Here is a 22725-nt window from a genome sequence, read left to right as displayed (position 1 = left end):
GGAGAAGACAAATGAAGCGCATCGCATCCCTGGTACTTGGACTCACACTGGCATCATCCCTTCCGGCATGGGCACAACCGGCGGTGGCCGACCAATACGTCGCCCTGCCCTCGTATCGCGTAGGCCCTTATGCGGCGGGCGGTTCCGGCTTTTACGGCGGCATCATCGACTACTTCAACCTGGTCAACCTGGCGGGCGGCGTCAACGGCGTGAAGATCTCGTGGGAAGAATGCGAAACCGAATACAACCCTTCGCGCGGCGTCGAATGCTACGAACGCCTGAAGACCAAGAACGGCGGCGCCACGCTGGTTGAGCCGCTGTCCACCGGCGTCGCCTACGGCGTGCTCGATCGCCTGCCGACCGATAAAATTCCGATGACGATGATAGGCTACGGCCGCTCGGACGCCGCCAACGGCAAGGTCTTCCCCTATGTGTTCCCGCTGATTACCAGCTACTGGAACCAGGCCGCCGCGATGATCAAATACCTCGGCGACAAAAACGGCGGCATGGACAAGCTGAAAGGCAAGAAGATCGCCTACCTGTACCACGACTCGGCATTCGGCAAGGAACCCTTGCCGGTGCTGGACGCCTTGTCCAAGCAGTACGGCTTCGACCTGATCAAGATCCCGGTCACGCCGCCGGGCACCGAGCAGCAATCGCAATGGCTGCAGATCCGCCAGGCCAATCCCGACCACGTGATCCTGTGGGGTTGGGGTGCGATGAACGCGGTCGCCATCAAGACCGCGCAGCGCAACGGCATCCCGCGCGAGAAAATGCTGGGCGTGTGGTGGGCCGGCTCCGAAGAAGACACCGTGCCGGCCGGCGACGCCGCCAAGGGCTACAGCGCGATGACCTTCAACACGCCGGGCAACTACCCGGTGATGGACGAGATCCACAAAAAACTCTACGACGCCGGCAAGGGCAACCTGGCCGACCGTAGCCGCATCGGCTCCGTGTACCACATGCGCGGCGTCAGCGCGGCCATCCTGTGGGTGGAAGCGATGCGCACCGCGCAGGAAAAATTCGGCAAGGGCAAGCCGGTCAACGGCGAACAGATGCGCTGGGGCCTGGAACACCTGAACGTCGACGAAGCGCGCCAGAAAGCCATCGGCGCCTTCGGCATGCTGCCGGTGGTGAAGACCAGCTGCGACGACCATGAAGGCTCGGGCGCGGTCAAGGTCCAGCAATGGGACGGCAAGAAGTGGAACGCCATCACGCCGAACTGGATCGTCGGCGACAAGGCGCTGACCCGCAAGCTGCTGGAAGATAGCTCCGCAAGCTACGCGGCCGAGAAAAAAATCACCCCGGCCTGCGCAAAATGATGACGGCCGCCAGCACAGCAGCCGCTCCGGCGGCAGCGCCCTACCTGTCCGTGAACAACGTGGAAGTGATCTACGACCACGTGATCCTGGTGCTCAAGGGCGTGTCCCTGCAAGTCCCGCAGGGGAAGATCGTGGCCCTGCTGGGCGCCAACGGCGCCGGCAAGTCCACCACGCTGAAAACCATCTCCACGCTGCTGCGCGGCGAACGGGGCGACGTCACCAAGGGCGAAGTCCAGTTCAAGGGCGAGCGCATCGACCAGCTGACGCCCAATGAACTGGTGCGGCGCGGCCTGTCGCAGGTGATGGAGGGCCGCCACTGCTTCGGCCACCTGACCATCGAAGAGAACCTGCTCACCGGCGCCTACACCCGCAGCGCATCGCGGGCGGAGCTGAAGGAGTCGCTGGAAAAGGTCTACCACTACTTCCCGCGCCTGCGCGAGCGGCGCGGCAGCCAGGCCGGATATACCTCCGGCGGCGAGCAGCAGATGTGCGCCATCGGCCGCGCGCTGATGGCCAAGCCGTCGATGATCCTGCTGGACGAGCCGTCGATGGGCATCGCACCGCAGATCGTCGACGAGATCTTCGGCATCGTCAAGGACTTGAACAGCAAGGAGAACGTCTCCTTCCTGCTGGCCGAGCAGAACACCAGCATCGCACTGCGCTACGCGGACTTCGGCTACATCCTGGAGAACGGCCGCGTGGTGATGGAGGGCGCGGCCTCCGAGCTGGCCAGCAATGAAGACGTCAAGGAGTTCTACCTCGGCGTTTCCGGCGCCGGCCGCAAGAGCTTCCGCGACATGAAATTTTACCGCCGCCGCAAACGCTGGCTGGCCTGAGGAACAGAGGACCACACCGCATGAATATCAAGCAGGCCAAGGCCCTGTGCCGCACCTTCCCCGGCGCGACCGAGGATACCAAGTGGGGCGCGGATCTCGTGTTCTCCGTCGGGACGAAGATGTTCGCCGTCACCGAGCTGGATGACAAGGCCAAGGGCATCAGTTTCAAGGTGGACGACGACCGTTTCCTGGAACTGACCGACCGCCCCGGCTTCATCCCCGCGCCCTACCTGGCGCGGGTGAAGTGGGTATATGTCGAGGATTTGAAAACCCTCAGCGACGCCGAAGCCAAAGAACTGCTGACGCGTTCTTATGAACTGGTGTTCGGCAAACTGACCAAGAAGCTGCAACGCGAGATACAAGGATAAACAATCATGGCCGATACCTACGACAGTCTCGAAACGCGCTCGCCAGAACAACGCGAACGCGAGCTGATGTCACGCCTGCCGCAGCTGGTGGCGCGCGCCAAAGCCGCCGCCGGCTGGTCGCGCATCCTGCACGACGTCAACGCCACCGACATCAACAGCCGCGCCGCGCTGGCAACGCTGCCGGTGACGCGCAAGTCCGAGCTGCACGCCTTGCAGAAGCAGCAGGCGCCGTTCGGCGGCCTCAATACCACGCCGGTCGGCCAGCTGTCGCGGGTGTTCATGTCGCCCGGCCCGATTTTCGATCCTGAAGGACGCGGCCAGGACTGGTGGCGTTTCGCCCGGCCGATGTATGCGGCCGGCGTGCGTCCCGGCGGCCTGCTGCAGAACTGCTTCTCGTATCACTTTACACCGGCGGCGTTCATGGTCGAAGGCGGCGCCGCGCGCATAGGCTGCGCCGTGATACCGGCCGGCGCCGGCCAGACCGAGATGCAGGTGCAGGCCATCAGCCACTTGCGGCCCGATACCTACATCGGCACGCCGTCCTTCCTGAAGATCATCGTCGAAAAAGCGCAGGAGCTGGGCGCGGATATCAGCAGCATCCGGCAGGCCTTGATGTCCGCCGAGGCGCTGCCGGAATCGCTGCGCAGCTGGTTCATCGAACACGGCGTGCCGCACGTGCTGCAATGCTATGCGTCGGCCGATATCGGCAGCATCGCCTACGAAACCCAGAGCGGCGGCGTGCGCGACCCGGGCATGGTGCTGGACGAGGACCTGATACTGGAAATCGTCCGCCCCGGCAGCGGCGATCCCGTGCCCGACGGCGAAATCGGCGAAGTGGTGGTCACCCTCTTCAATCCGGACTACCCGCTGATCCGCTTCGCCACCGGCGACCTGTCGGCGGTCCTGACCGATGTGCCGCCTTCGCCTTGCGGCCGCACCAACACCCGCATCAAAGGCTGGATGGGCCGCGCCGACCAGACCACCAAGGTGCGCGCGATGTTCGTGCATCCGTCGCAGGTGCACGACGTCACCCGACGCCATCCGGAAATCGTCAAGGCGCGGCTGGTGGTGTCTGGCCACATGGCGCAGGACGTGATGACGCTGCACTGCGAAGTGGCCGATCCGTCCAGCGCCTCCAGCGCCGTCGCCATCACCGAATCGATACGCGACCTGACCAAATTGCGGGGCGAAGTGCGGTTTGCCACCGTCGGCAGCCTGCCCAACGACGGCAAGGTGATCGACGACGTGCGCGACTACACATAGGCTGCGCCTATTGTGGTGGAAAACCAACGGCATGCGGCGGGACGGGATATGGCGGATAATAGCGAACTTACCACCTGTTTTTAGAAGCCGACGAAGATCATGCAAGACTTCCACCACACCCGTGCCCGCGCCCTGCTGGAGAACGCGGAAGAACTGTTCAGCAAAGCAGACGTCGACCAAGCCGTCACCGCGATGGCCGACACCCTCAACGCCCGTTTCGACCGACCGGACAGCGATTCCTTCCCGCTGGTGCTGGGCGTGATGGGCGGCGCCGTGGTCTTCACGGGCAACCTGCTGCCGCAACTGACCTTCCCGCTCGAATTCGACTACATCCACGTCAGCCGCTACGGCGACGACGACAAGGGCGGACAAGTGGTCTGGAAAGTGGTGCCGCGCTCGAACGTGGCCGGCCGCGTGGTCATCGTGCTGGACGATATCCTGGACGAAGGCGAAACGCTGGCCCACGTCAAACAGCGCCTGCTGGACATGGGCGCCGCCGAAGTGGTGCTGGCCGTCTTCGCCGACAAGGCGATCGGCAAAGCCAAGCCATGCAAGGCCGACATCGTCGGCATCACCATTCCCAACCGCTTCGTGGTGGGCTTCGGCATGGACGCTTACGGCTACTGGCGCAACCTGCCAGGCCTGTGGGCCATCCAGACCGAGAACTAAACCTGACGGCCGCAGGCATCGTAGGCATGTTCAATGCGATGCTTTCGTGGCTGTTCCTGCTGGCGATAGGCCAGTCCTTCCTGATGACGGCGACGCTGCTCAGCGTCCGCCAGCTGGAAATGCGCACCGCCAACCGGCTGCTGTCCGCGCTGCTGCTGGTGTTCGCGGCCATCATCGGCCATAACTGGCTGGGTCTCAACCACCTCTATCAGCAGTATCCGCACAGCGCGCTGGCCATCGTCACCTTGGGACTGGTGGTCGGACCGCTCCAATATCTGTACCTGCATGCGATGCTGTCGGACCAGCCTCTGGGCCAGCGCGCGCTGCTGCATTTCATACCCTTTACCGTCGCGACGCTGGCGATGACGCCGTTCTACCTGCGCTCGGCCGAAGAGAAGCTGGCATGGATGCATCAATGGACCGGCTGGCCGTGGTACCTGACCGTGGCGGGGCTGGCCAAGCTGGCCATCCTGCTGACCTACATCCGCGCCACCTATCGGCTGGTGGGCCGGGTGCCGGCCGATTCCGACCTGGTGCGCGACCTGCGGCGCCTGATGGGGATGTGGCTGGTGAGCGCGGCGCTGAGCATCGTGGCGCTGGCGATGGCGGTGCTGGACGTGGAACAGCCGGTGTCCGCCGACGCGATGGACGGCATTTCGCTGATGCTGTTCGTGTTCGCGACCGCCTTCACGGCGATGCGGCTGCCGCTGGGTTATCGCCCGCGCGCGTTGCCGCCGCCCCCGCCGCCCAAACAGCGCTACGCCAGCAAGCAGTTATCCACAGCCGACCGCGACGCCTTCCTCGCCCGGCTGAACGCCTGCATGGAACAGGACCAGCCCTACCGCAACGGCGAATTGAAGCTGGAAGACCTGGCCGCGCAGGTGGCGATGACGCCGCACGAACTGTCCCAGCTGATCAACGAGAACTGCGGCGCCAATTTCGCCGATTTCCTCAATCGCCACCGCGTCGAAGCCCTGAAACAGGCCTTGCAAGACCCCACGCAAGCCAGCGCCAGCATCCTGGATCTGGCGATACTGGCCGGATTTAACAGCAAAAGCGCGATGAACCGCGCATTTAAGAAGCAGACCGGCATGACGCCGGGCGAATTCCGCGACCAGGCCAAAACACCCGCGTAGCAGGTGCCAAATCATCATTTGAGACGCAAAACGCGGTCTGCGGCGGCACACTGGGCTCCTCACAACACGGAGCTCCACATGAAAACCACCCGCATTCTGGCAAGCCTTTCCCTCCTTCTCTGCGCCCAAGCCTGGGCCGGCCAGCAGACCTGGATCACCAACGTCAAGCTGGTGTCGCCGGAAAAACTGGACCGCATCGAGACCGGCAGCGTGTTGATCGAGGACGAGCGCATCGTCCGCGTCGAACGCGGCGCCGGCAAGAAAGCGCCGGCCGGCGCCCGCCGCATCGACGGCAAAGGCCAGTTCCTCACACCCGGCCTGATCGACTCGCACGTCCACCTGTACTCCGTCCCCGGCATGAGCTTCGAGCAGGCCGACCAGAAAAAGACCATGGCCGCCGAGTACTTCGCGCAGATGCCGCGCTCCTTCCTCTACTACGGCTACACCACGGTGATCGACCTGGCCGCCGGCAGCCGCGAATTCATCGACCGCGTGAAGGCCACGCCGCTGCATCCGGACGTCTACGACTGCGGCGCGCCGCTGGTGTTCGCCAACGGCTATCCCTCGTCCTACGCGCCGCCGGAGACGCGCTTCGAGATGTTCTCCAACTTTATCTACGACCCGGCGCAGGCCGACAAGATCCCCGCCCGCTTCAAGCCGGAGGACTACACCCCGGCCAAGGGCGTGGCGCGGGTCAAGGCCGACCACGCCATCTGCGTCAAAACCCACTTCGAACACGGCTTCGGCACCATGCACAACCTGCCGGTGATGAGCCCCGCCGTGTACTCGGAAGTACGGACGGCCGCCAGCAAGGACGGCATGGTGCTGGTCACCCATGGCAATTCGTTCGAGGCGCAGACCTTCGCCGTCAACGGCGGCGTCGACGTGCTGGCGCACGGCATGTGGCACTGGGGCGCGATGGACAAGGAAAAGGAACTGCCGGCCGAGATCAAGCAGCTGCTGGACCAGATCGCCGAACGCAAGATCGGCTACCAGGCGACGATGCAGGTGCTGTATGGCCTGAACGCCTACTTCGATCCGTCCTACCTGAACAACCCGGCGCTGGCCAAGCTGCTGCCGCCGGCCATGCTGGCCTGGCTCAAGACGCCCGAAGGCCAATGGTTCAAGCAGGAGCTGGCGGAAGATGAAACCGATGCGGCGGTATTGAAGGGTATGGAAGCGCCGCTGCGCCGCCAGCAGCAGGTGGTGGCCTACCTGGCCGGCAAGGACGCCAACTTCGTGTTCGGCACCGATACGCCGTCGTCGCCGACCTACGGCAACATCCCCGGCCTGAACGGCTACCTGGAGATGCAGGACCTGCACAAGGCCGGCCTGTCGCTGGCGCAGCTGTTCAAGGCGGCCACCATCAACAACGCCCGCACCTTCAGGATCGATGCGCAAGTGGGCACCATCGAAGCGGGCAAGGTCGCGAACCTGGTGCTGATGAAGATGTCGCCGCTGGCCGATATCCGCGCCTACGACAACATCGACACCGTCTGGATACGTGGTAAACAGGCTGCGCGCGGCAGCCTGTCGGTCAAATAAATCCGGGGTCAGGTCCCCCATTAGAGCATGAGCCCGGCTGATGCAACCGGGCTCATGCTCTAATGGGGGACCTGACCCCGGGGTTTTTACAGGGCCAGGCGCGCGCGGGCCGCGTCGTATTCCTGCTTCAGGCGCGCCACCATGTCGGCGGTGGTCGGCACGTCGTCCATCAGGCCCACGCCCTGGCCTGCGCCCCAGATGTCGCGCCAGGCCTTGGCGCTGGCGGAGCCGAAGTTCATCGAGCTCTTGTCGGCCTGCGGCAGCGCTTCCGGATCCAGGCCGGCGGCGACGATGGATTTTTTCAGGTAGTTGCCATGCACGCCGGTGAACAGGTTCGAATACACGATGTCCGCCGCGGTCGATTCCACGATCGCATTACGGTAGTCGTCGCTGACGTTCGATTCCTGCGTCGCCAGCCAGCGCGAGCCGATGTACGCGAAGTCCGCGCCCATCGCCTGAGCCGCCAGGATCGCATCGCCGGTGGCGATGGAGCCGGACAGCGCGATCGGGCCCTTGAAGAATTTGCGGATTTCACCGACCAGCGCGAACGGCGACAGGGTACCGGCATGGCCGCCGGCGCCGCTGGCCACCAGGATCAGGCCATCGACGCCCGCTTCCAGCGCCTTCTCGGCGTGGCGGATCGAGACCACGTCATGCAGGACGATTCCGCCGTAGCTGTGGATCGCGTCCAGCATCTCTTTCGGCGGCGCGCGCAGCGAGGAGATGATGATCGGGATCTGGTGCTTGACGCAGACTTCCACGTCATGCGCCAGGCGGTCGTTCGACTGGTGCACGATCTGGTTGACGGCGATCGGGCCGACACGCTTGCCCGGATTGGCGGCCTGGAATTCGGCCAGCTCTTTCTGCAAATCGGTCAGCCACACGTCCAGCAGTTCCGCCGGGCGGGCGTTCAGCGCCGGGAAGGAGCCGACGATGCCGGCCTTGCACTGCGCCGCAACCAGGGCCGGGCCGCTGGCGATGAACATCGGGGATGCGATAACTGGGAGGGAAAGGTTTTGCAACGCTGCTGGCAGGGCCATGGCGAACTCGCTGTCGGTGAGTTAAGGAAAATCGATTATAGATCGAAAATAGTACGACCGTGCCTAAACTAGGAGGCTCCCTCTATATTTCCTGGCGACTACTCGCTTAACTACTCGCTTAACTACTCGCTTAACTACTCGCTCAACTACTCATTAAGTAAGTACTCACCCTCGACGCGGGCCGCAGCGGCGCGCACCAGCTGGCCGACCGCCCAGGTGGCAACCTGCTCCGGCGTCTGCTTAAGGAAGTTGGTGTTGGCCTTTTCAAACACCGGCATCGCCATCAGCAACTGCGGCACGTCCGCCAGCGGAATGCGCTGACGCTCCAGCAGCAGGAACTTGAGCAGCACCTTCAGCGCGTTCTGCGCGTTGCGCAGCGGATCGGCCTCCAGGTAGTCCAGCCGCGAACGGGCCCGCGCCAGCGCGCCGGCGACGTCGTTGAACGGCTTGCCGTGGCCGGGGATCACCAGCCGCACATCCAGCCCCTCGATCACGTCCAGCGTGGCGCGCTCCTCGGCGAAGCCGGACTGGCCGTCCAGCTCCGGGAAGATGATGCCGAAGCCGTTTTCCCACAGCGCGTCCGCCGAAATCAGCAGCCGCTCCTGCGGGCAGTAGAAGATCAGCGAATGCGGATCGTGGCCGGGCGCGCCCAGCGCCTGCCATTCCATGTCCGCCAATTTCAGCACATCGCCGGGGGCGATGGTGGCGTCGAAGGTGAACCGCTCGCAGCGCTGGCCGGTGGCCTTGAAGCTGAGCGCCTCCACGTCCCAGCGCCGCACCTTGTCCGCCTCGGCGACCGGGATCGAGGTGCGGCTGCCGAAATGCGCCTGCAAGGTGGCGTTGCCGCCGCAATGGTCGGAGTGCAGATGGGTGTTGACGATCTGGTCGAGATGGCGGCCGTGCAGCGCATGGCGCACCATCGCCAGCGTTTGCGGCGCGTGGCTCAGGTAACCGGTGTCGATGATGGCCGTGTCGTGGCGGCCCAGCAGCATCACGTTGTTGGACGACAGCCAACCCCGTTCAAATACCTGGATCGAGTCGGGCAGCGCGTTCATTCGTCGTCGAAGTTGATTAATTGTTCACGGCGGCGGATTTCCGCCCACACGCCGCGCTTGTAGTCGTCGTCCGCCTTGGACCAAGCGATGATCTCCGGGATCGTGCGCATGCAGCCCATGCAATACAGGCGGTCGGCGTCCATCTTGCACAGGCTGACGCAGGGCGACGGCACCGGTGTGGCCAATTCCGGCGCACCGGGGGGAATTAAGTTAGCTGGTTCACTCATGCCGCCATTATGCCCGCGAACGCGCTTGACTTGGTGATTTTCAGGTCTATACTACCATCCATGTAGATGGTAACCGGATGGAGACTCATGGCAAAGCAAGAATTAAAACTGAAGACCGCTGAATCGGAAAAGATCACGATCAACCTCGGTCCTATCGACCTGGGACAAATTGACCTGTTGGTGCAGGAGGGGTTTTATTCCAACCGCACCGACTTGATACGAACCGCGATCCGCAATCAGTTGAACCAGCACGCCGACGTCGTGAAACAGACGGTGGCGCGCAAAAGCCTGGTACTGGGGATGCAGCACTATTCCCGCGCCGACCTCGAAGCCACGCAGGCGGCGGGACAGCGGCTGCAAATCCAGGTACTGGGGTTGGCCAGCATCGCCAGCGACGTTTCCGTCGAACTGGCACTGGCAACGATCGAATCCATTTTTGTATTGGGATCGCTGCACGCCAGCGCGGTGCTCAAAACTGCGCTGGCAAACCGCATCCATTAAAGGAATATCATGAAATTACCACTGTTTGCGCACATGCGCGAAGCGGCACAAAAGCTGATGAGCATAAACGCGACGGCCACCGTCCAGCAAGCGATGGACAGCCTGCGCGGCCATCCGTCCATGCGGCCGGCCGCTCCGTCGCAACCTTCGCAACCCACCATGCGCGACATCAATCCGCCGCCACGGCCCACCGCGGAAGCAGCGCCCGAAGTCACGGCCAAGGCTGCGCCCGATACGGGTACGGCCGCGCCGCCGCCAAATGCAAATGGCGCCAGGCCGAATCCGGCCACGCATCCGGCCGAGTTCGCGCAGGATATGCTGAGCCGCATGGGCATCAAGGTCGACCTGCAAGCCAATATCGACCGCGCCATCGATGTCGGCGCCATCATGCATCCGGCGCCGGAAGTGCCGCTGCCGGACGGCGCGCAGTTCATCAAGAGCAGCTACACCAACCACGCCGGCACCCGCAACTACAAGCTGTACATCCCGGCCAGCTATCACGGCCAGGCCATGCCGCTGCTGGTGATGCTGCACGGCTGCACGCAGAACCCGGACGATTTCGCCGTCGGCACGCAAATGAACCAGCTGGCCGAGGAAAAGCAATGCTTCGTGGTCTACCCGGAGCAGACGCCCAACGCCAATCAGAGCAAGTGCTGGAACTGGTTCAGCGCCATCGACCAGCAACGCGGCCAGGGCGAACCGTCCATCATCGCCGGCATCGCCCAGCAGATCATCGACGACTATCCGGTCAACGAGCGCCAGGTGTACATCGCCGGGCTGTCGGCGGGCGGCGCGATGGCGGTCATCGTCGGCACGTTGTATCCGGAACTGTTTGCGGCGGTGGGCGTGCATTCGGGGTTGCCGTTCGCCTCGGCGCAGGACCTGCCGTCGGCGCTGGCGGCCATGAAGCGCGGCGTTGCTTCGCCGCGCAAGGCCGGCGACGGCTCGCAGCCCATCATCGTCTTCCACGGCGACAGCGACAGTACCGTCCATCCGCGCAATGGCGAACAGGTGATAGAACAGCTGCTGCACAGCCAACAGGGCAAGCCGTCGGTGCAATCGGGCAGTGTGCCGAATGGCCACCGCTACACGCAGACCAAGCACACCAAGGCGGACGGCACGCCGATCGGCGAACACTGGGTGGTGCACGGCGCCGGCCATGCCTGGTTCGGCGGCAACGGCAGCGGCACCTACACCGACGCCAAAGGCCCGGACGCCAGCCGCGAGATGCTGCGCTTCTTCCGCACCGTCAGCTGATCAGCCGCGCAGTCGGTCAACCAGTAAAGCGCTCGATCTTCTCGCGGTTCTGTTCCATGTCGTGATCGGAATCCGCGTAGCGCTTGGCGATGTCGATGAATTCCTGTTGCAGTTCCAGGAAGGCGTCGACCATGTCGGGATCGAAGTGCTGTCCGCGTCCCTCGACGATGATGGCCACCGCCGCCTCATGCGACATGCCGGCCTTGTAGACGCGGCGGCTGATCAGCGCGTCGTACACGTCGGCCACCGCCATCAGGCGCGCCGAGATCGGGATGTTGTCGCCGCTCAGGCCTTCGGGATAGCCGCTGCCGTCCCACTTCTCCTGGTGGCCGTAGGCGATCTCCTTGGCGAACTTGAGGAAGTCCACCTCCAGCCCCAGCTCGCGCTCGGCCTGGCGGATCGCGTCGCGGCCCAGCGTGGTATGGGTTTTCATGATCTCGAACTCGTTGCCCTCGAAGCGGCCGGGCTTGAGCAGGATGCGGTCCGGGATGCCGACCTTGCCGATGTCGTGCAGCGGCGCGGACTTGAACAGCAGCTCGATGTTTTTATCGGTCAAAAAATCGCTGAAGCGCGGATTGGTGCGCAGCTTTTCCGCCAGTGTCTTGACGTAGTGCGCGGTGCGGCGGATATGGTTGCCGGTTTCGCTGTCGCGGGTTTCGGCCAGCGAGGCCATGGTGTGGATGGTCACGTCCTGCAAGGCGACGATTTCACGCGTGCGCTTTTCGATTTCCGTTTCGAGGAAGTTGTTCTGGTCGCGCAGGAAGTCGTGCACCCGCTTCATCGACAGCTGGGTCTTGATGCGCGCCTGCACGATCGGTGCGGAGATCGGCTTGGTGATGTAGTCCGCCGCGCCCAGGCTCAGGCCAAGCTGCTCGTCCACCGCCTCGCTCATGGCGGTGACGAAAATCACCGGAATGTCGCGCGTGGCGGGATTGGCCTTGAGCGCCTTGCAAACATCATAGCCGCTCATTCCCGGCATCATCACATCCAGCAGGATCAGGTCCGGCTTGGATTCGCCGTTGGCGATCTTCAGGGCGCGCTCGCCGTTGACGGCGATCTTGGTGCGGTAGTCGTCTTCCAGCACGGCGCACAGCAGATCGATGTTGTCCGGGATATCGTCGACCACGAGGATCGTTGGTTTTGCGTTCATCGGCGTACTCTCTTCACAAGGCGATGTTCAGTGCATCGGCGGCGGCCTTCAGTTCGTCCAGCGCGCCTTCAAAATCATATTGTCCCAGCATGCGCCGCATCTGGCGCGCATGTTCTGCCTGTCCGGCGGCGGTCAGCGCGCCGCACAGGCGGTCCAGCAGCTTGACGGCGGCGCCGTCGTCCTGCGCCAGCAGGCGCGCCATCTCGTGCGCCAGCGCCGCCAGTTCATCCTTGTCGACGACCTGCGCGGCCGGTGCGGCATCTTCGGCGGCCGGCTTGTCATCCATAGCCATCGCCATCGCAATGCGCGCCACCAGGTCGTTCAATTCGCCCGCCATCTCGGCGATGGCTTCGTCGCGGCCCTTGGTCGCGCCCATCGCCAGCATCTGCTCCACCTTGCCGGCCGCATCGGCCATGCCACCGGCGCCGATATTGCCGGCCAAGCCCTTGACAGTATGCGCCTCGCGCGTCGCCCCGGACAAATCGTTGTTCTCGATGGCGGTGGCGATGCGCTGCATGGCGTCGATCTGGGTTTCGACAAAGCGCGACAACAGCTTGCGCATCAGCTTAACATTCCCACCCACCCGCTGCAGCGCGGCTTCCATGCGCAGGCCGGCGACCACCGGCAACGCTTCGTCACGGGTCGCGCCGGGCGGCGTTTCGGCCTCCGCTTCGGGCGCCAATGGATTCTTCACCGTGACCCAGCGCGCCAGCGTCGTGAACAGCTGCGCCACGTCGATAGGCTTGGCGATGAAGTCGTTCATGCCGGCGGCCAGGCACTTCTCCTTGTCGCCGACCATGGCGTTGGCGGTCATGGCGATCACCGGCAGGCTGGCGTGGCGCGCATCCTCGCGCAGCTTGCGGGTAGCGTCGTAGCCGTCCATGACCGGCATCTGGCAGTCCATCAGCACGCCGTCGTAGTCGGCCACGGCGATTTTCGCCAGCGCCATCGCGCCGTTGACGGCGATGTCGACGCGGATGCCGGCGTCGCTGAGGATCTGCTGCGCCACTTCCTGATTGACTTCGTTGTCCTCCACCAGCAGCAGGTAGGCGCCGCGCATGGCCTCTTCGGCCGCCATGTAGTCGGCGCGGCGGCGCGTGCTGCGGCAGCGGCTCAGGTCCTTGCCGAACACGGTGGAAATCGAATCGAGCAGCGTGGACGCGCTGACCGGCTTGTTCAGCATGGCGTCGATGGCGATGCCGCGCGCCTCGTCCATCAGCACATCGCGGTTGTAGGCGGTGACCATGATGAAGGCCGGCGATTCGGCGCCTGCGGCCACGGCCTGCTCGCGTATCGCCTGCAGCGTCTCCAGGCCGTTCATGCCGGGCATTTGCCAGTCCAGCAGCACGATATTGAACGGCCGGCCTTCGCTGCGGGCCTGCGCCGCCATGTCGACGGCGCGCTGGCCGCCGTCGGCGCAGGAAGCGTTGAACTGCATGGTCGCCAGCATGCCCATGAAGATTTCACGGGCGCTGGCGTTGTCGTCCACCACCAGCGCGCGCAGGCCGGAGATGTCCGGCAGCGGCTGCGGCGCCTCGACGGTGGCGACGCCGAATACCGCCGTGAAGTAGAAGGTGCTGCCGACGCCAGGCTGGCTTTCCAGCCCGATCTCACCGTCCATCAGCTCGACCAGGCGCTTGCTGATGGTCAGGCCAAGGCCGGTACCGCCATGATGGCGCGTGGTGGAGGTGTCGGCCTGCGAGAAGGCCTGGAACAGGCGCGCCTGCTGCTCCGGCGTCAGGCCAGGGCCGGTGTCGCGTACCTCGACGCGCAAACGCACGCGCTGCTGGTCCAACTCCGCCGGCAGCCGTTCCTGCACATGGATCGTCACCACGATCTCACCCTGCTGGGTGAACTTGATGGCGTTGTTGGTCAGGTTGATCATCACCTGGCCGAAGCGCAGCGGATCGCCGACCAGCGCCTGCGGCACGTCCGGCGCCACATCGAACAGCAGCTCCAGGCCCTTGTCCTGCGCCCGCATGACGGACAGGTCGGCGATATTCGCCATCACGTCCTCGACGTAGAAATCGACCTGCTCGAAGGCCAGCTTGCCGGCCTCGATCTTCGAAAAGTCCAGGATGTCGTTGATGATGCCCAGCAGGTTCTTGGCCGCGCCTTCCACTTTCTCCAGGTAGTTGCGCTGCTTGGGCGTGAGGTCGGTTTGCAGCGCCAGGTGGGTCATGCCGATGATGCCGTTCATCGGCGTGCGGATCTCGTGCGACATATTGGCCAGGAAGTCGGACTTCATCTTGGTCGCGTCCTCGGCCACCGTCACCGCGTGGCGCAGCTGCTGTTCGGCCGCCAGGCTGGCCGTCATCAGCTTCAGGGCGTGCAGCAGTTCGCCCGTCTCGTCCTGCGAAGTCACTTCGATCACGGAACTCAGGTCGCCCTGGCCGACGCGCTTGGCGATGCCGATCGCCGCCTCCAGCGGCCGGGTGATCGAGCGCGCGGAAAAGCCGAAACCTATCCCCACCAGCACCGCCGCGCCGCCCATCAGCGAAATCAGCATCAGCGAAAAATTGATGTCGGCGCGCGCGCGCGCGGCGCTGGCCATCACCTGGCTTTGCTGCAGTTGGTCCAGCAGTTTGATCTGCTCCAGCAGATGATCCAGCGCCGGCAGCGCCATCGCGTTCATTTTTTCTTCGGCCTGGTCGCGGTCTTCGGCTTCCACCATGTCGGCCACGGCGATGAAGCTGTTGTAGTAGGCGGCGCGCGCCTGCTTGACCTTTTCGATCTGCGCCCGCGCTTCCGGCGTGGCGTCCAGTGTGCCCAGCAGATCCAGCTGGGCGTCGATATCGAGCTTGATGCGGTCGATGCGGCTGTAGCTGTCGACGCGGTGCTTCTGGTCCTTCTGGATGATCAGCGTGACGATGCGGGTGGCCGCCTCGCGCGACTGCGTGTCGATGGCGTTGATGGCGGCGCTGGCGGCCCAGTCCTGGTGCAGGATATGGTCGCTCTCGGCGCGGATCGCGTAGATGCGGCTCACGCCGACCAGGATCACGCCGATCAGCAGCAGGATCAGGATGATGTAGCCGCTGCTGATGCGCGCGCGGATACCCATGTCGCTAAAACGGCGCATCATGCTTCCTTCAGGTTAGCCGGCCGGCTTGGGATGGTCGACAATATGCTGTTTCAAACAATCCGGACACCAGCAGCTGGCGCCCGGCGCGGACGGCACCGGCAGCGATGCCGGCAAATACGTGCACCAGCAGGGCTGCGCCGGCGCCGCCGGATCGGCGTCCACCATGGCGCAGCTGAATTGGGCGCCGCAGCGCGAACAGGTGCTCATGGCGCGCGCTTACGGGTGGGGATGTTTCGCCGGCTCGTCGTCGTCCAGCGGCGGCGGGCTGTCGTCGGGGAAGCGATGCATGGCGGTGCGCAGCAGCGACATCTGGCCGTTGAAGCGGGTGCAGGCGTCGCATACCATCAGGTGCAGCCGCATGCGGGTGCGTTCGATGAAGGACAAATCGCGGTCCATCCCCTCCGACACCAGCCGGTGCACTTCGCGGCAGGTCGGTTTCAAGCCGGTTTTATGTGGTTCCATGGTCGCAGACAATAAGTGGGACAGTAAGTGGCGCGGTCACGTGGCCTGGCGGTTGCCAAACCAATTCAAGTCCAGGCATTCGCGCAGACGCATGCGGGCCCGGTACAAGAGCACCCAGGCATTAGACGTTGTAATCGCCAGTTCCTTACAAATTTCGTCGGTTTCCAGCTCCAGCCATTCCCGCATCATGAAAATACGGGCGGTCTTGGCGGGCAGCTTTTCCAGGCAAACCTCCAGCACCTTGAAGAAATCCTTCTGCTCCAGCGTCGCATCCGGGTCGCCCCAGGCCATCGGCTGCTCGCGGGTATGGCCGTCGGCCTTGAACAGCGCGTCGATGGCGTCGTCCTCGGACTGGTCCTCGGCGGTGTCGATCTGGCGCTCGCGCGAGCTGGCGCGCAGGCAGTCGATGATCTTGAACTTCAGGATGCCCGTGACATAGGTGCGCAGGGAGGACTGTCCATTGAAGCGTTCGGGCTTTTCCAGCACGGCGATCAGCGCGTCCTGGACCGCATCTTCGGCCAGGGCCTGATTCCGTATTTGCAATTGTGCAAATCGAACAAGCAGGGGGCGCATGACTTCCAACTGGCGGTGAAGGGTATCGGTAGGGCTCATATGACGGCCAGCGTATCGGATGATCTCTGAAAATACAACCGGATAGCCCTATAATGCATAGTTGATTGCAGCATCAGGCTGTAAAATTGCACAAAATTTTCTAACCGGACTCGCCATGACCCAACTAAGCAACCTTAACTTAGGCATGACTGACGACTTGACCGCGGTGGCGCCGCAGATCAAGGCGCAGATCCTGGCTGAAGCCCTGCCCTACATCCGTAATTTCCATGGCAAGACCATTGTCATCAAATACGGCGGCAACGCGATGACCGACGAGCGCCTGAAACACGGCTTCGCCCGCGATGTCATTTTGCTCAAACTGGTGGGCATGAACCCGGTCGTGGTGCACGGCGGCGGTCCGCAGATCGACAACGCGCTGAAAAAAATCGGCAAGCAAGGCACTTTCGTGCAGGGCATGCGCATCACCGACGAAGAAACCATGGAAGTGGTGGAGTGGGTGCTGGGCGGCGAAGTCCAGCAGGACATCGTGATGCTGATTAATCACTACGGCGGCCAGGCAGTGGGCCTGACCGGCAAGGACGGCGGCCTGATACGCGCCAAGAAGATGGCCATGCCGGACCGGGACAATCCGGGCCAGTTCCTCGACATCGGCTTCGTCGGCGAGATCGACGCGATCAACCCGGCCGTGGTCAAGGCGCTGCAGGACGACGCCTTCATCCCGATCATTTCGCCGATCGGCTTCGGCCAGGATGGCCAGGCGTACAACATCAACGCCGACGTCGTCGCCGGCAAGATCGCCGAGATCCTGAAGGCTGAAAAGCTGATCATGATGACCAATATCGCCGGCGTGCAGGACAAGCAGGGCAATCTGGTGACCGATTTGTCGGCGCGCGAGATCGACGAGATGTTCGCCGACGGGACGATTTCGGGCGGCATGCTGCCTAAAATTTCATCAGCTTTGGACGCGGCCAAGTCGGGCGTCAACACGGTGCACATCATCGACGGGCGAATTGAACACAGTTTATTGCTCGAGGTGTTGACCGAACAGGCTTTTGGCACTATGATCCGGTCTCACTGAAAAAACGGCGATGCACTTTTAGCCGCGATTTCAAGTGCATCGTCATACCAGTACGCCCTTTTAGCTCAGTGGTAGAGCACTCCCTTGGTAAGGGAGAGGCCACGTGTTCAATCCACGTAAAGGGCACCATTCTTCCCGCAGCACCCTCCCCCCTCAGTAAATCCGTTCCACCGTCATGCCGCGTTTGCGCAGCAGTTCCGGCACGCTTCCCTTACCGATCAAATGCAGTATGCCGATCGCCGCCACGCTATTGTTCTCGCGCGCCATCAGCTTGGCCATGCCGTCCGCCAGCGTCGGATTGCGCCCATCCAGCAGCACCTTCTGCACGAAACGGCCGGAAAAGCTGTCGTCCATCTCTGCCTTGAGCGCCAGCGCGTCCAGCGCAATGACATCGGCCTTGCGCCAGGCGTCGGCGATCTCGCGCGCCTGGTTGGCCTGCTCCTTGTCCTCGATGCCGGCGATGGCCTCCTGCAGGAAGATCAGCTGCTCGGCGGCGCTCATCTGGTCGAACAGCGCCATCTGGCTCTCGGCCGATTCCAGCTCGATCACTTTCTGGCCACGCCCGTGCGCCTGCCGGGACAAATGGGCGTCCACCGCCAGCGCCGCCTCGTAGCCCTGGGCCGAGAACTCGCTCACCGTCAGCAGGCTGGCCAGCAACCAGGGCTTCATCGCCGCCACGGTCTCCGGTTCGATGTTGTACTGCTTGAGCAGGCGGTCCAGCCGCTGCCGCCAGTCGGCCGACAGTTCCGGGCCGGCCGGGCCGCCCCTGGTCAGCATGCCGTGGCGCTGCACGGCGCGCATCAGCGGCTGCTGGTCACCCAGCGGATCGATCTCCAGCGCCAGCACCGGCGCCTTCTTCAACGCGGCGGTGATGCGCGGCTCCAGCGGATAGAAATCGGCCGCGCCGACGTGGATGGTGCCGAACAGGTACAGTGTATGTCCGCCCTGCTGCACCTTGAACAAGGCGCCGTGGTTGGGGGCCTGCACCTTGTCGGCGGCCCACGCCGGCGTGAACATCAGGGAGGACAATGAGAACAAAGTCCAGAACATCACTATAATCTGGCGCTGTATGGCTACCCGCATGGCTTCCTTGGATGACTGACTTGAAGTGAACATTATTACTCGCAACGCCCCGGTGTGGCTATTCGATCTGGATAACACGCTGCACAACGCCTCCCACGCGATCTTCCCGACGCTCATGGCCAACATGAACGCCTACATCGCCAATGTGCTGGGCGACGGCGTCACGCCCGCCGGCGAGGACGCGGTCAACGCCGCGCGCACGCTGTACTGGCGGCGCTACGGCGCGACCATGCTGGGACTGGTGAAGCACCATGGCGTAAAAGCCGCGCACTTTCTCGACGAAACCCACAACTTCGACCGCCTGGCCGACATGATCCGCGCCGAACGCGGACTGCGCCAGCTGCTGCGCCGCCTGCCCGGCCGTAAAATCCTGCTGACCAACGCGCCGCACCGCTATTCGACGCAGGTGCTGCGCCACCTGGGCTTGCAGCGCCACTTCAGCCACCACATTTCGGTCGAGTCGATGACGGTGCACCGGCAGATGCGGCCCAAGCCGTCCAAGCTGCTGTTGCGTAAGCTGATGCGCAGCCACGGGCTGACGCCCGGCCGCTGCGTGCTGGTCGAGGATACGCTGGCCAACCTGCGCAGCGCCCACGCGCTGGGCATGCGCACCGCATGGGTCACGCAGTACCTGGCAGTGGGCGACGCGGTCGGCCTGGCGCATCCGCAAAAAAGGTTAATTCGCCCCGCTTATGTCGATGTCAAAGTAAAATCTGTCAGGAATTTGCCGGCACGCCTGCATCACCTGCGCTGAACAAAAAATACACATCCATTCACTTATCCGCGAGATCACATGGCAAGCAACCCGCCGGGCCAGCGCCGCATGCAAATTTTGCAGGCGCTGGCGGAGATGCTGGAACAACCCAAGGGCGAGAAGATCACCACCGCTGCGCTGGCGCGCAAGCTGGAGTTTTCCGAGGCCGCGCTGTACCGGCATTTCGCCAGCAAGGCGCAGATGTTCGAGGGGCTGATCGAGTTTATCGAGTCGTCGGTGTTCGGCTTGATCAACCAGATCGCCGAACGCCAGAGCGACGGCCTGGCGCAGGCGCGCGACATCCTCGGCATGCTGCTCAACTTCGCCAGCCAGAATCCCGGCATGACGCGGGTGCTAACCGGCGAGGCGCTGGTCAACGAGGACGAGCGCCTGCAACTGCGCATGAATCAGTTCTACGACCGCGTCGACCTGGCGCTGAAGCAGGCCTTGCGCCTGGCCGTGACCGAAGGCCAGGCGCACGAAACGGAAGTGGCCGCGCGCGCCGGCATGCTGGTGAGTTTCGTCATCGGCCGCTGGCACCGTTACGCCAAGAGTGGATTCAAGAACAACCCGGCGCAGGACGCGCCGCTGCAAATAGCCCTGTTGCTGCCTTACGTAGAAGATGAACGCTGAATAGATGAACGCCGAATGCTTTGCACTGCTGGATGACGCCAGCCCGGAAGGTACGCAAACTCCGGGTGCGCGTTCGCGCCTGTACACAGGCCACACCGGCACGCTGCGCTGCGACGACATCGACCAGTGGCCGCAGCTGCTAGAGCAGATGCAGGCGGCGCTGACGCGCGGCGAATATGCCGTCACCGTATGCAGCTACGAGCTGGGAGCGGAGCTGTTGGAGCTGGGCGCCGCCGCCGCCCGCGCTGCGGATGCTCCGCCGCTGGCGCAGATCCTGCTGTTCTCGCACTGCGCCCAGCTGTCGTCGGACGAAGTGGGCGACTGGCTGGCTGCGCGCTCCTTCCCGGTCGACAGTCCGTCCGGCATCGCCAACATCCGCGCCAACATCGGCCAGGAAGCCTTTAGCGGCGCCCTGGCGCGCATCCACGACTACATCGAGGCCGGCGACACCTACCAGGTCAATTACACCTACAGGCTGCGGTTTGACGCTTTCGGCAGCATCCACGCGCTGTATGCCCGCCTGCGCGGCCGCCAGCCGGTACCCTACGGCGCGCTGGTGAGGCTGGAGGACGGCACGGCCATCCTGTCGCTGTCGCCCGAGCTGTTCGTGCGCCACGAGAACGGCGTGCTGACGGCGCGGCCAATGAAGGGCACCGCGCCCGCCGCGCCGCCATCGCAGCCGGCCGAGAACATCCTGCGCGCCACCACGCTGGCCGCCGATCCGAAGAACCGCGCCGAAAACCTGATGATCGTCGACCTGCTGCGCAACGACATCGCCCGCATCGCGCAAACCGGCAGCGTGGCGGTGCCTGCGCTGTTCGAGGTGCACCGCTACAGCAGCGTGCTGCAAATGACCTCCACCATCACCGCCAGACTGCGCGACGACGCCACGCTGGCCGACATCTTCAACGCGCTCTACCCGTGCGGCTCGATCACCGGCGCGCCCAAACGGCGCACGATGGAGATCATCCGCGAACTGGAGCCGGACCCGCGCGGCATCTACACCGGCGCCATTGGCTGGTTCGATCCGCGCAAGGATGGCAAAGTGGGCGACTTCTGCATGTCGGTGCCGATCCGCACACTGACGCTGCAAGCACCGGCCAGCCCGAACGGCGCGCGCCGCGGCGAGATGGGCGTGGGCGCCGGCATCGTCTTCGACAGCGACGCGCAGGAGGAGTACGCCGAGTGCCAGCTCAAGGCGCGCTTCCTCACCGGCCTGAAAAACGACTTCGAGATTTTCGAGACCATGCGCGCCACGCGGGCCGGCGGCGTGCGCCATCGCGATCGCCATCTGAAGCGGCTGGCGGCATCGGCGGCCTGCTTCGGCTACGCCTGGGACGAGGCGGCGGCCAACGCCTACCTGGACACCGCCTGCGCGATGCTGGATGCCGGCGTCGATTACCGACTGCGATTGGCGCTCGGCCCGGCGGGCGCGTTCTCGGTGCAGCATGCGCCGGTGACGCCGTTGGCGGAGCCGGTACGCGTGCTGCTGGCGCCGGACGCCACCGAATCGGGCGACCTGTTCCTGCGCCATAAAACCAGCATCCGCAGCCGCTACGACGCCGCCTGGCGCGAAGCCGAGGCGCAAGGCGCCTTCGATACGCTGTTCTTCAACGAACGCGGCGAGCTGACTGAAGGCGGCCGCACCAACGTCTTCGTGCTTGTGGACGGCCGCTGGCTGACGCCGCCCCTGGACAGCGGCGTACTGCCCGGCGTGATGCGCGGCGTGATGCTGGACGATCCGCAATGGCAGGCCAGCGAAGCCGTCATCACGCGCGCGATGCTGGCGGCGGCCGATGAAATCATCGTCTGCAACGCGCTGCGCGGCGCCATGCGGGCCGTGTTGACAAGCTAGGAACGCCACTCCAGCATCTTGTACGGGCCGGCGTCGCCGGTCACGCGAAATCCCAGGCGATCATATAAACGCTGCGCCGGATTGCTGCCCTCCACGTGCATGCTGATGCTGCCGCCATCGCGCGCGACATCCTGCTGCAAGCCTTGCAGCAGTTGCGTGCCGATGCCTTGGCCTTGCCACGGCGGCAGCAGCGTGATGTCGATCACGTGCGTGACCTGCGGCCGCTGCGCGACGTACAGGCGGCCTATCGCCGCGCCATCCAGTTCGACGATATCGAACTGCCCATCGGGATAGGTCGAGCGGTAGTGGCGGTCCTGCGCGTCGAACTGCATGCGCAGGAAAATCTCCGCCTGGCTGGAATGCCAGCCGAACAAGCCGATTTCGTTCGCGCGGGTGGAGGCGTACACGCTGCGCAGGAAGGCCTCGTCCTCGGGCTGGCTGGATCGGCGCGCCAGCATCACAGGTCGATCATCATTTCGAAGCCGCCCCAGACCATGCGCTTGCCGTCGAACGGCATGTTCTTCGGATCCATGTAGTGGGCGATGCGCGGGTCTTTCATCACCTTCTCGTTGATGTCGTCGCGCGCGGCGCGGGAGGCGTAGACGATCCATGAAAACACCACGGACTCGCCGTCCTTCAAATCGACGCTGAGCGGGAATGACGTCACCTTGCCGGGCGGGACATCGTCGCCTATGCACTCGCGGAATTCGAGCGCGCCGAATTCCTTCCAGACCTTGCCGCATTCAAGCGACATTTTCTTGTACGCCTCAACGTTTTCCTTCGGCACCGGAATCACAAAACCGTCTACATAGGACATGGCTGCCTCCTTCTCAGTA

Annotated in this window: 24 protein-coding genes and 1 tRNA gene; 14 read left to right on the top strand and 11 right to left on the bottom strand. The window is 64.0% G+C overall.

The genetic code is table 11. The features are described 5' to 3' along the window. The first annotated feature begins 11 nt into the window (after nt 1-11). From V6M89_RS08420 to V6M89_RS08390, 7 genes are all read left to right on the top strand, one after another. Entirely contained in the window at nt 12-1322 is a 1311-nt protein-coding gene (locus V6M89_RS08420; protein ID WP_332852767.1) for an ABC transporter substrate-binding protein, read from the top strand. Continuing rightward, nucleotides 1319-2158, top strand: coding sequence for an ABC transporter ATP-binding protein (locus tag V6M89_RS08415; RefSeq protein WP_332852766.1), 840 nt, complete (start codon nt 1319-1321; stop codon nt 2156-2158). The genes V6M89_RS08420 and V6M89_RS08415 overlap by 4 nt, the downstream gene beginning before the upstream one ends. 20 nt (nt 2159-2178) lie before the next feature. After that, nucleotides 2179-2526 carry an MmcQ/YjbR family DNA-binding protein gene (locus V6M89_RS08410; RefSeq protein ID WP_332852765.1) on the top strand — a complete coding sequence of 116 codons (348 nt, stop codon included), beginning with the start codon at nt 2179-2181 and terminating at the stop codon, nt 2524-2526. Between the two features lie 6 nt (nt 2527-2532). Further along, complete coding sequence (locus V6M89_RS08405; RefSeq protein WP_332852764.1) at nt 2533-3789, top strand: phenylacetate--CoA ligase family protein; 1257 nt, start codon at nt 2533-2535, stop codon at nt 3787-3789. 99 nt (nt 3790-3888) lie between these two features. Beyond that, entirely contained in the window at nt 3889-4458 is a 570-nt protein-coding gene (locus V6M89_RS08400; protein ID WP_332852763.1) for a hypoxanthine-guanine phosphoribosyltransferase, read from the top strand. A gap of 26 nt (nt 4459-4484) precedes the next feature. Then, entirely contained in the window at nt 4485-5594 is a 1110-nt protein-coding gene (locus tag V6M89_RS08395; RefSeq protein ID WP_332852762.1) for an AraC family transcriptional regulator, read from the top strand. A 78-nt stretch (nt 5595-5672) separates the two neighbouring features. Beyond that, entirely contained in the window at nt 5673-7139 is a 1467-nt protein-coding gene (locus tag V6M89_RS08390) for an amidohydrolase family protein (RefSeq protein ID WP_332852761.1), read from the top strand. 86 nt (nt 7140-7225) lie between these two features. Here the strand turns inward: V6M89_RS08390 and V6M89_RS08385 are convergent, their stop codons facing one another. The 3 genes from V6M89_RS08385 to V6M89_RS08375 all read right to left on the bottom strand — a co-directional run bounded on the left by V6M89_RS08385 (nt 7226) and on the right by V6M89_RS08375 (nt 9461). Next, the gene (locus V6M89_RS08385; protein ID WP_116991231.1) at nt 7226-8179 is read right to left on the bottom strand and encodes an NAD(P)H-dependent flavin oxidoreductase; all 954 of its coding nucleotides are present in this window, start codon (nt 8177-8179) and stop codon (nt 7226-7228) included. Between the two features lie 146 nt (nt 8180-8325). Further along, entirely contained in the window at nt 8326-9234 is a 909-nt protein-coding gene (locus tag V6M89_RS08380; protein WP_332852760.1) for an MBL fold metallo-hydrolase, read from the bottom strand. After that, nucleotides 9231-9461 (bottom strand): DUF1289 domain-containing protein, encoded by a 231-nt coding sequence (locus V6M89_RS08375; RefSeq protein ID WP_116991233.1) that lies wholly within the window; start codon nt 9459-9461, stop codon nt 9231-9233. Before V6M89_RS08375 ends, V6M89_RS08380 begins: the two co-directional genes overlap by 4 nt. 87 nt (nt 9462-9548) lie before the next feature. On the opposite strand from V6M89_RS08375, the gene V6M89_RS08370 reads away from it, so the two are divergent. Both V6M89_RS08370 and V6M89_RS08365 read left to right on the top strand, forming a co-directional pair. After that, a complete protein-coding gene (locus V6M89_RS08370) occupies nt 9549-9962 on the top strand; it encodes a CopG family transcriptional regulator (protein WP_116991234.1) in 414 nt (137 codons plus the stop codon). Between the two features lie 33 nt (nt 9963-9995). Next, complete coding sequence (locus tag V6M89_RS08365; RefSeq protein ID WP_332852823.1) at nt 9996-11219, top strand: extracellular catalytic domain type 1 short-chain-length polyhydroxyalkanoate depolymerase; 1224 nt, start codon at nt 9996-9998, stop codon at nt 11217-11219. 16 nt (nt 11220-11235) lie between these two features. Here V6M89_RS08365 and V6M89_RS08360 read toward each other — a convergent pair whose 3' ends face one another. From V6M89_RS08360 to V6M89_RS08340, 5 genes are read right to left on the bottom strand one after another with little or no spacing between them, the layout of a single operon-like run. Next, a complete protein-coding gene (locus V6M89_RS08360) occupies nt 11236-12369 on the bottom strand; it encodes a response regulator (RefSeq protein WP_332852759.1) in 1134 nt (377 codons plus the stop codon). Nucleotides 12370-12382: 13 nt separating this feature from the next. Further along, nucleotides 12383-15451: a hybrid sensor histidine kinase/response regulator gene (locus tag V6M89_RS08355; RefSeq protein ID WP_332852758.1), complete on the bottom strand. Its 3069-nt coding sequence runs from the start codon at nt 15449-15451 to the stop codon at nt 12383-12385. 12 nt (nt 15452-15463) lie between these two features. After that, nucleotides 15464-15658: a cysteine-rich CWC family protein gene (locus V6M89_RS08350; protein ID WP_332852757.1), complete on the bottom strand. Its 195-nt coding sequence runs from the start codon at nt 15656-15658 to the stop codon at nt 15464-15466. 9 nt (nt 15659-15667) lie between these two features. Continuing rightward, on the bottom strand, nt 15668-15913 hold the full coding sequence (locus V6M89_RS08345) for a zf-HC2 domain-containing protein (protein WP_332852756.1): 246 nt from the start codon (nt 15911-15913) through the stop codon (nt 15668-15670). A 36-nt stretch (nt 15914-15949) separates the two neighbouring features. Next, nucleotides 15950-16525 carry a sigma-70 family RNA polymerase sigma factor gene (locus V6M89_RS08340; RefSeq protein ID WP_332852755.1) on the bottom strand — a complete coding sequence of 192 codons (576 nt, stop codon included), beginning with the start codon at nt 16523-16525 and terminating at the stop codon, nt 15950-15952. A gap of 145 nt (nt 16526-16670) precedes the next feature. Between V6M89_RS08340 and argB the strand changes: the two genes are divergently transcribed. Both argB and V6M89_RS08330 read left to right on the top strand, forming a co-directional pair. Then, complete coding sequence (gene argB, locus V6M89_RS08335) at nt 16671-17564, top strand: acetylglutamate kinase (protein WP_332852754.1); 894 nt, start codon at nt 16671-16673, stop codon at nt 17562-17564. Between the two features lie 54 nt (nt 17565-17618). Then, nucleotides 17619-17693, top strand: a tRNA-Thr gene (locus tag V6M89_RS08330). Between the two features lie 24 nt (nt 17694-17717). On the opposite strand, the gene V6M89_RS08325 is transcribed toward V6M89_RS08330, so the two are convergent. Beyond that, nucleotides 17718-18647: a TraB/GumN family protein gene (locus V6M89_RS08325; RefSeq protein ID WP_332852753.1), complete on the bottom strand. Its 930-nt coding sequence runs from the start codon at nt 18645-18647 to the stop codon at nt 17718-17720. 25 nt (nt 18648-18672) lie between these two features. Here V6M89_RS08325 and V6M89_RS08320 point away from each other — a divergent pair, with 25 nt between their 5' ends. Genes V6M89_RS08320 through pabB form a run of 3 tightly spaced genes read left to right on the top strand, consistent with a single transcriptional unit; the run spans nt 18673 to nt 21889 of the window. Further along, a complete protein-coding gene (locus tag V6M89_RS08320) occupies nt 18673-19401 on the top strand; it encodes a pyrimidine 5'-nucleotidase (RefSeq protein ID WP_332852752.1) in 729 nt (242 codons plus the stop codon). A gap of 39 nt (nt 19402-19440) precedes the next feature. Then, on the top strand, nt 19441-20034 hold the full coding sequence (gene slmA / locus V6M89_RS08315; protein WP_332852751.1) for a nucleoid occlusion factor SlmA: 594 nt from the start codon (nt 19441-19443) through the stop codon (nt 20032-20034). Between the two features lie 4 nt (nt 20035-20038). Beyond that, complete coding sequence (gene pabB / locus V6M89_RS08310) at nt 20039-21889, top strand: aminodeoxychorismate synthase component I (protein WP_332852750.1); 1851 nt, start codon at nt 20039-20041, stop codon at nt 21887-21889. Here the strand turns inward: pabB and V6M89_RS08305 are convergent. Both V6M89_RS08305 and V6M89_RS08300 read right to left on the bottom strand, forming a co-directional pair. Then, the gene (locus tag V6M89_RS08305) at nt 21886-22347 is read right to left on the bottom strand and encodes a GNAT family N-acetyltransferase (RefSeq protein ID WP_332852749.1); all 462 of its coding nucleotides are present in this window, start codon (nt 22345-22347) and stop codon (nt 21886-21888) included. The genes pabB and V6M89_RS08305 overlap by 4 nt on opposite strands. Further along, nucleotides 22347-22706 carry a DUF1428 domain-containing protein gene (locus V6M89_RS08300; protein ID WP_332852748.1) on the bottom strand — a complete coding sequence of 120 codons (360 nt, stop codon included), beginning with the start codon at nt 22704-22706 and terminating at the stop codon, nt 22347-22349. Before V6M89_RS08300 ends, V6M89_RS08305 begins: the two co-directional genes overlap by 1 nt. Between the last annotated feature and the right edge of the window lie 19 nt (nt 22707-22725).

The organism is Duganella sp. S19_KUP01_CR8, from assembly GCF_036688705.1.
In the GTDB taxonomy this organism is placed as follows: domain Bacteria; phylum Pseudomonadota; class Gammaproteobacteria; order Burkholderiales; family Burkholderiaceae_D; genus Rugamonas.
Note: the sequence above shows the minus strand (reverse complement) of the source record. Positions and strands in the feature narration are given on the sequence as shown.

Bases quoted from the DNA above. Each gene is read 5' to 3' on its own strand.
- V6M89_RS08420 (WP_332852767.1), top strand. From the start codon at position 12: ATGAAGCGCATCGCATCCCTGGTACTTGGACTCACACTGGCATCATCC.
- V6M89_RS08415 (WP_332852766.1), top strand. From the start codon at position 1,319: ATGATGACGGCCGCCAGCACAGCAGCCGCTCCGGCGGCAGCGCCCTAC.
- V6M89_RS08410 (WP_332852765.1), top strand. From the start codon at position 2,179: ATGAATATCAAGCAGGCCAAGGCCCTGTGCCGCACCTTCCCCGGCGCG.
- V6M89_RS08405 (WP_332852764.1), top strand. From the start codon at position 2,533: ATGGCCGATACCTACGACAGTCTCGAAACGCGCTCGCCAGAACAACGC.
- V6M89_RS08400 (WP_332852763.1), top strand. From the start codon at position 3,889: ATGCAAGACTTCCACCACACCCGTGCCCGCGCCCTGCTGGAGAACGCG.
- V6M89_RS08395 (WP_332852762.1), top strand. From the start codon at position 4,485: ATGTTCAATGCGATGCTTTCGTGGCTGTTCCTGCTGGCGATAGGCCAG.
- V6M89_RS08390 (WP_332852761.1), top strand. From the start codon at position 5,673: ATGAAAACCACCCGCATTCTGGCAAGCCTTTCCCTCCTTCTCTGCGCC.
- V6M89_RS08385 (WP_116991231.1), bottom strand. From the start codon at position 8,179: ATGGCCCTGCCAGCAGCGTTGCAAAACCTTTCCCTCCCAGTTATCGCA.
- V6M89_RS08380 (WP_332852760.1), bottom strand. From the start codon at position 9,234: ATGAACGCGCTGCCCGACTCGATCCAGGTATTTGAACGGGGTTGGCTG.
- V6M89_RS08375 (WP_116991233.1), bottom strand. From the start codon at position 9,461: ATGAGTGAACCAGCTAACTTAATTCCCCCCGGTGCGCCGGAATTGGCC.
- V6M89_RS08370 (WP_116991234.1), top strand. From the start codon at position 9,549: ATGGCAAAGCAAGAATTAAAACTGAAGACCGCTGAATCGGAAAAGATC.
- V6M89_RS08365 (WP_332852823.1), top strand. From the start codon at position 9,996: ATGCGCGAAGCGGCACAAAAGCTGATGAGCATAAACGCGACGGCCACC.
- V6M89_RS08360 (WP_332852759.1), bottom strand. From the start codon at position 12,369: ATGAACGCAAAACCAACGATCCTCGTGGTCGACGATATCCCGGACAAC.
- V6M89_RS08355 (WP_332852758.1), bottom strand. From the start codon at position 15,451: ATGATGCGCCGTTTTAGCGACATGGGTATCCGCGCGCGCATCAGCAGC.
- V6M89_RS08350 (WP_332852757.1), bottom strand. From the start codon at position 15,658: ATGAGCACCTGTTCGCGCTGCGGCGCCCAATTCAGCTGCGCCATGGTG.
- V6M89_RS08345 (WP_332852756.1), bottom strand. From the start codon at position 15,913: ATGGAACCACATAAAACCGGCTTGAAACCGACCTGCCGCGAAGTGCAC.
- V6M89_RS08340 (WP_332852755.1), bottom strand. From the start codon at position 16,525: ATGAGCCCTACCGATACCCTTCACCGCCAGTTGGAAGTCATGCGCCCC.
- argB (WP_332852754.1), top strand. From the start codon at position 16,671: ATGACTGACGACTTGACCGCGGTGGCGCCGCAGATCAAGGCGCAGATC.
- V6M89_RS08325 (WP_332852753.1), bottom strand. From the start codon at position 18,647: ATGCGGGTAGCCATACAGCGCCAGATTATAGTGATGTTCTGGACTTTG.
- slmA (WP_332852751.1), top strand. From the start codon at position 19,441: ATGGCAAGCAACCCGCCGGGCCAGCGCCGCATGCAAATTTTGCAGGCG.
- pabB (WP_332852750.1), top strand. From the start codon at position 20,039: ATGAACGCCGAATGCTTTGCACTGCTGGATGACGCCAGCCCGGAAGGT.
- V6M89_RS08305 (WP_332852749.1), bottom strand. From the start codon at position 22,347: ATGCTGGCGCGCCGATCCAGCCAGCCCGAGGACGAGGCCTTCCTGCGC.
- V6M89_RS08300 (WP_332852748.1), bottom strand. From the start codon at position 22,706: ATGTCCTATGTAGACGGTTTTGTGATTCCGGTGCCGAAGGAAAACGTT.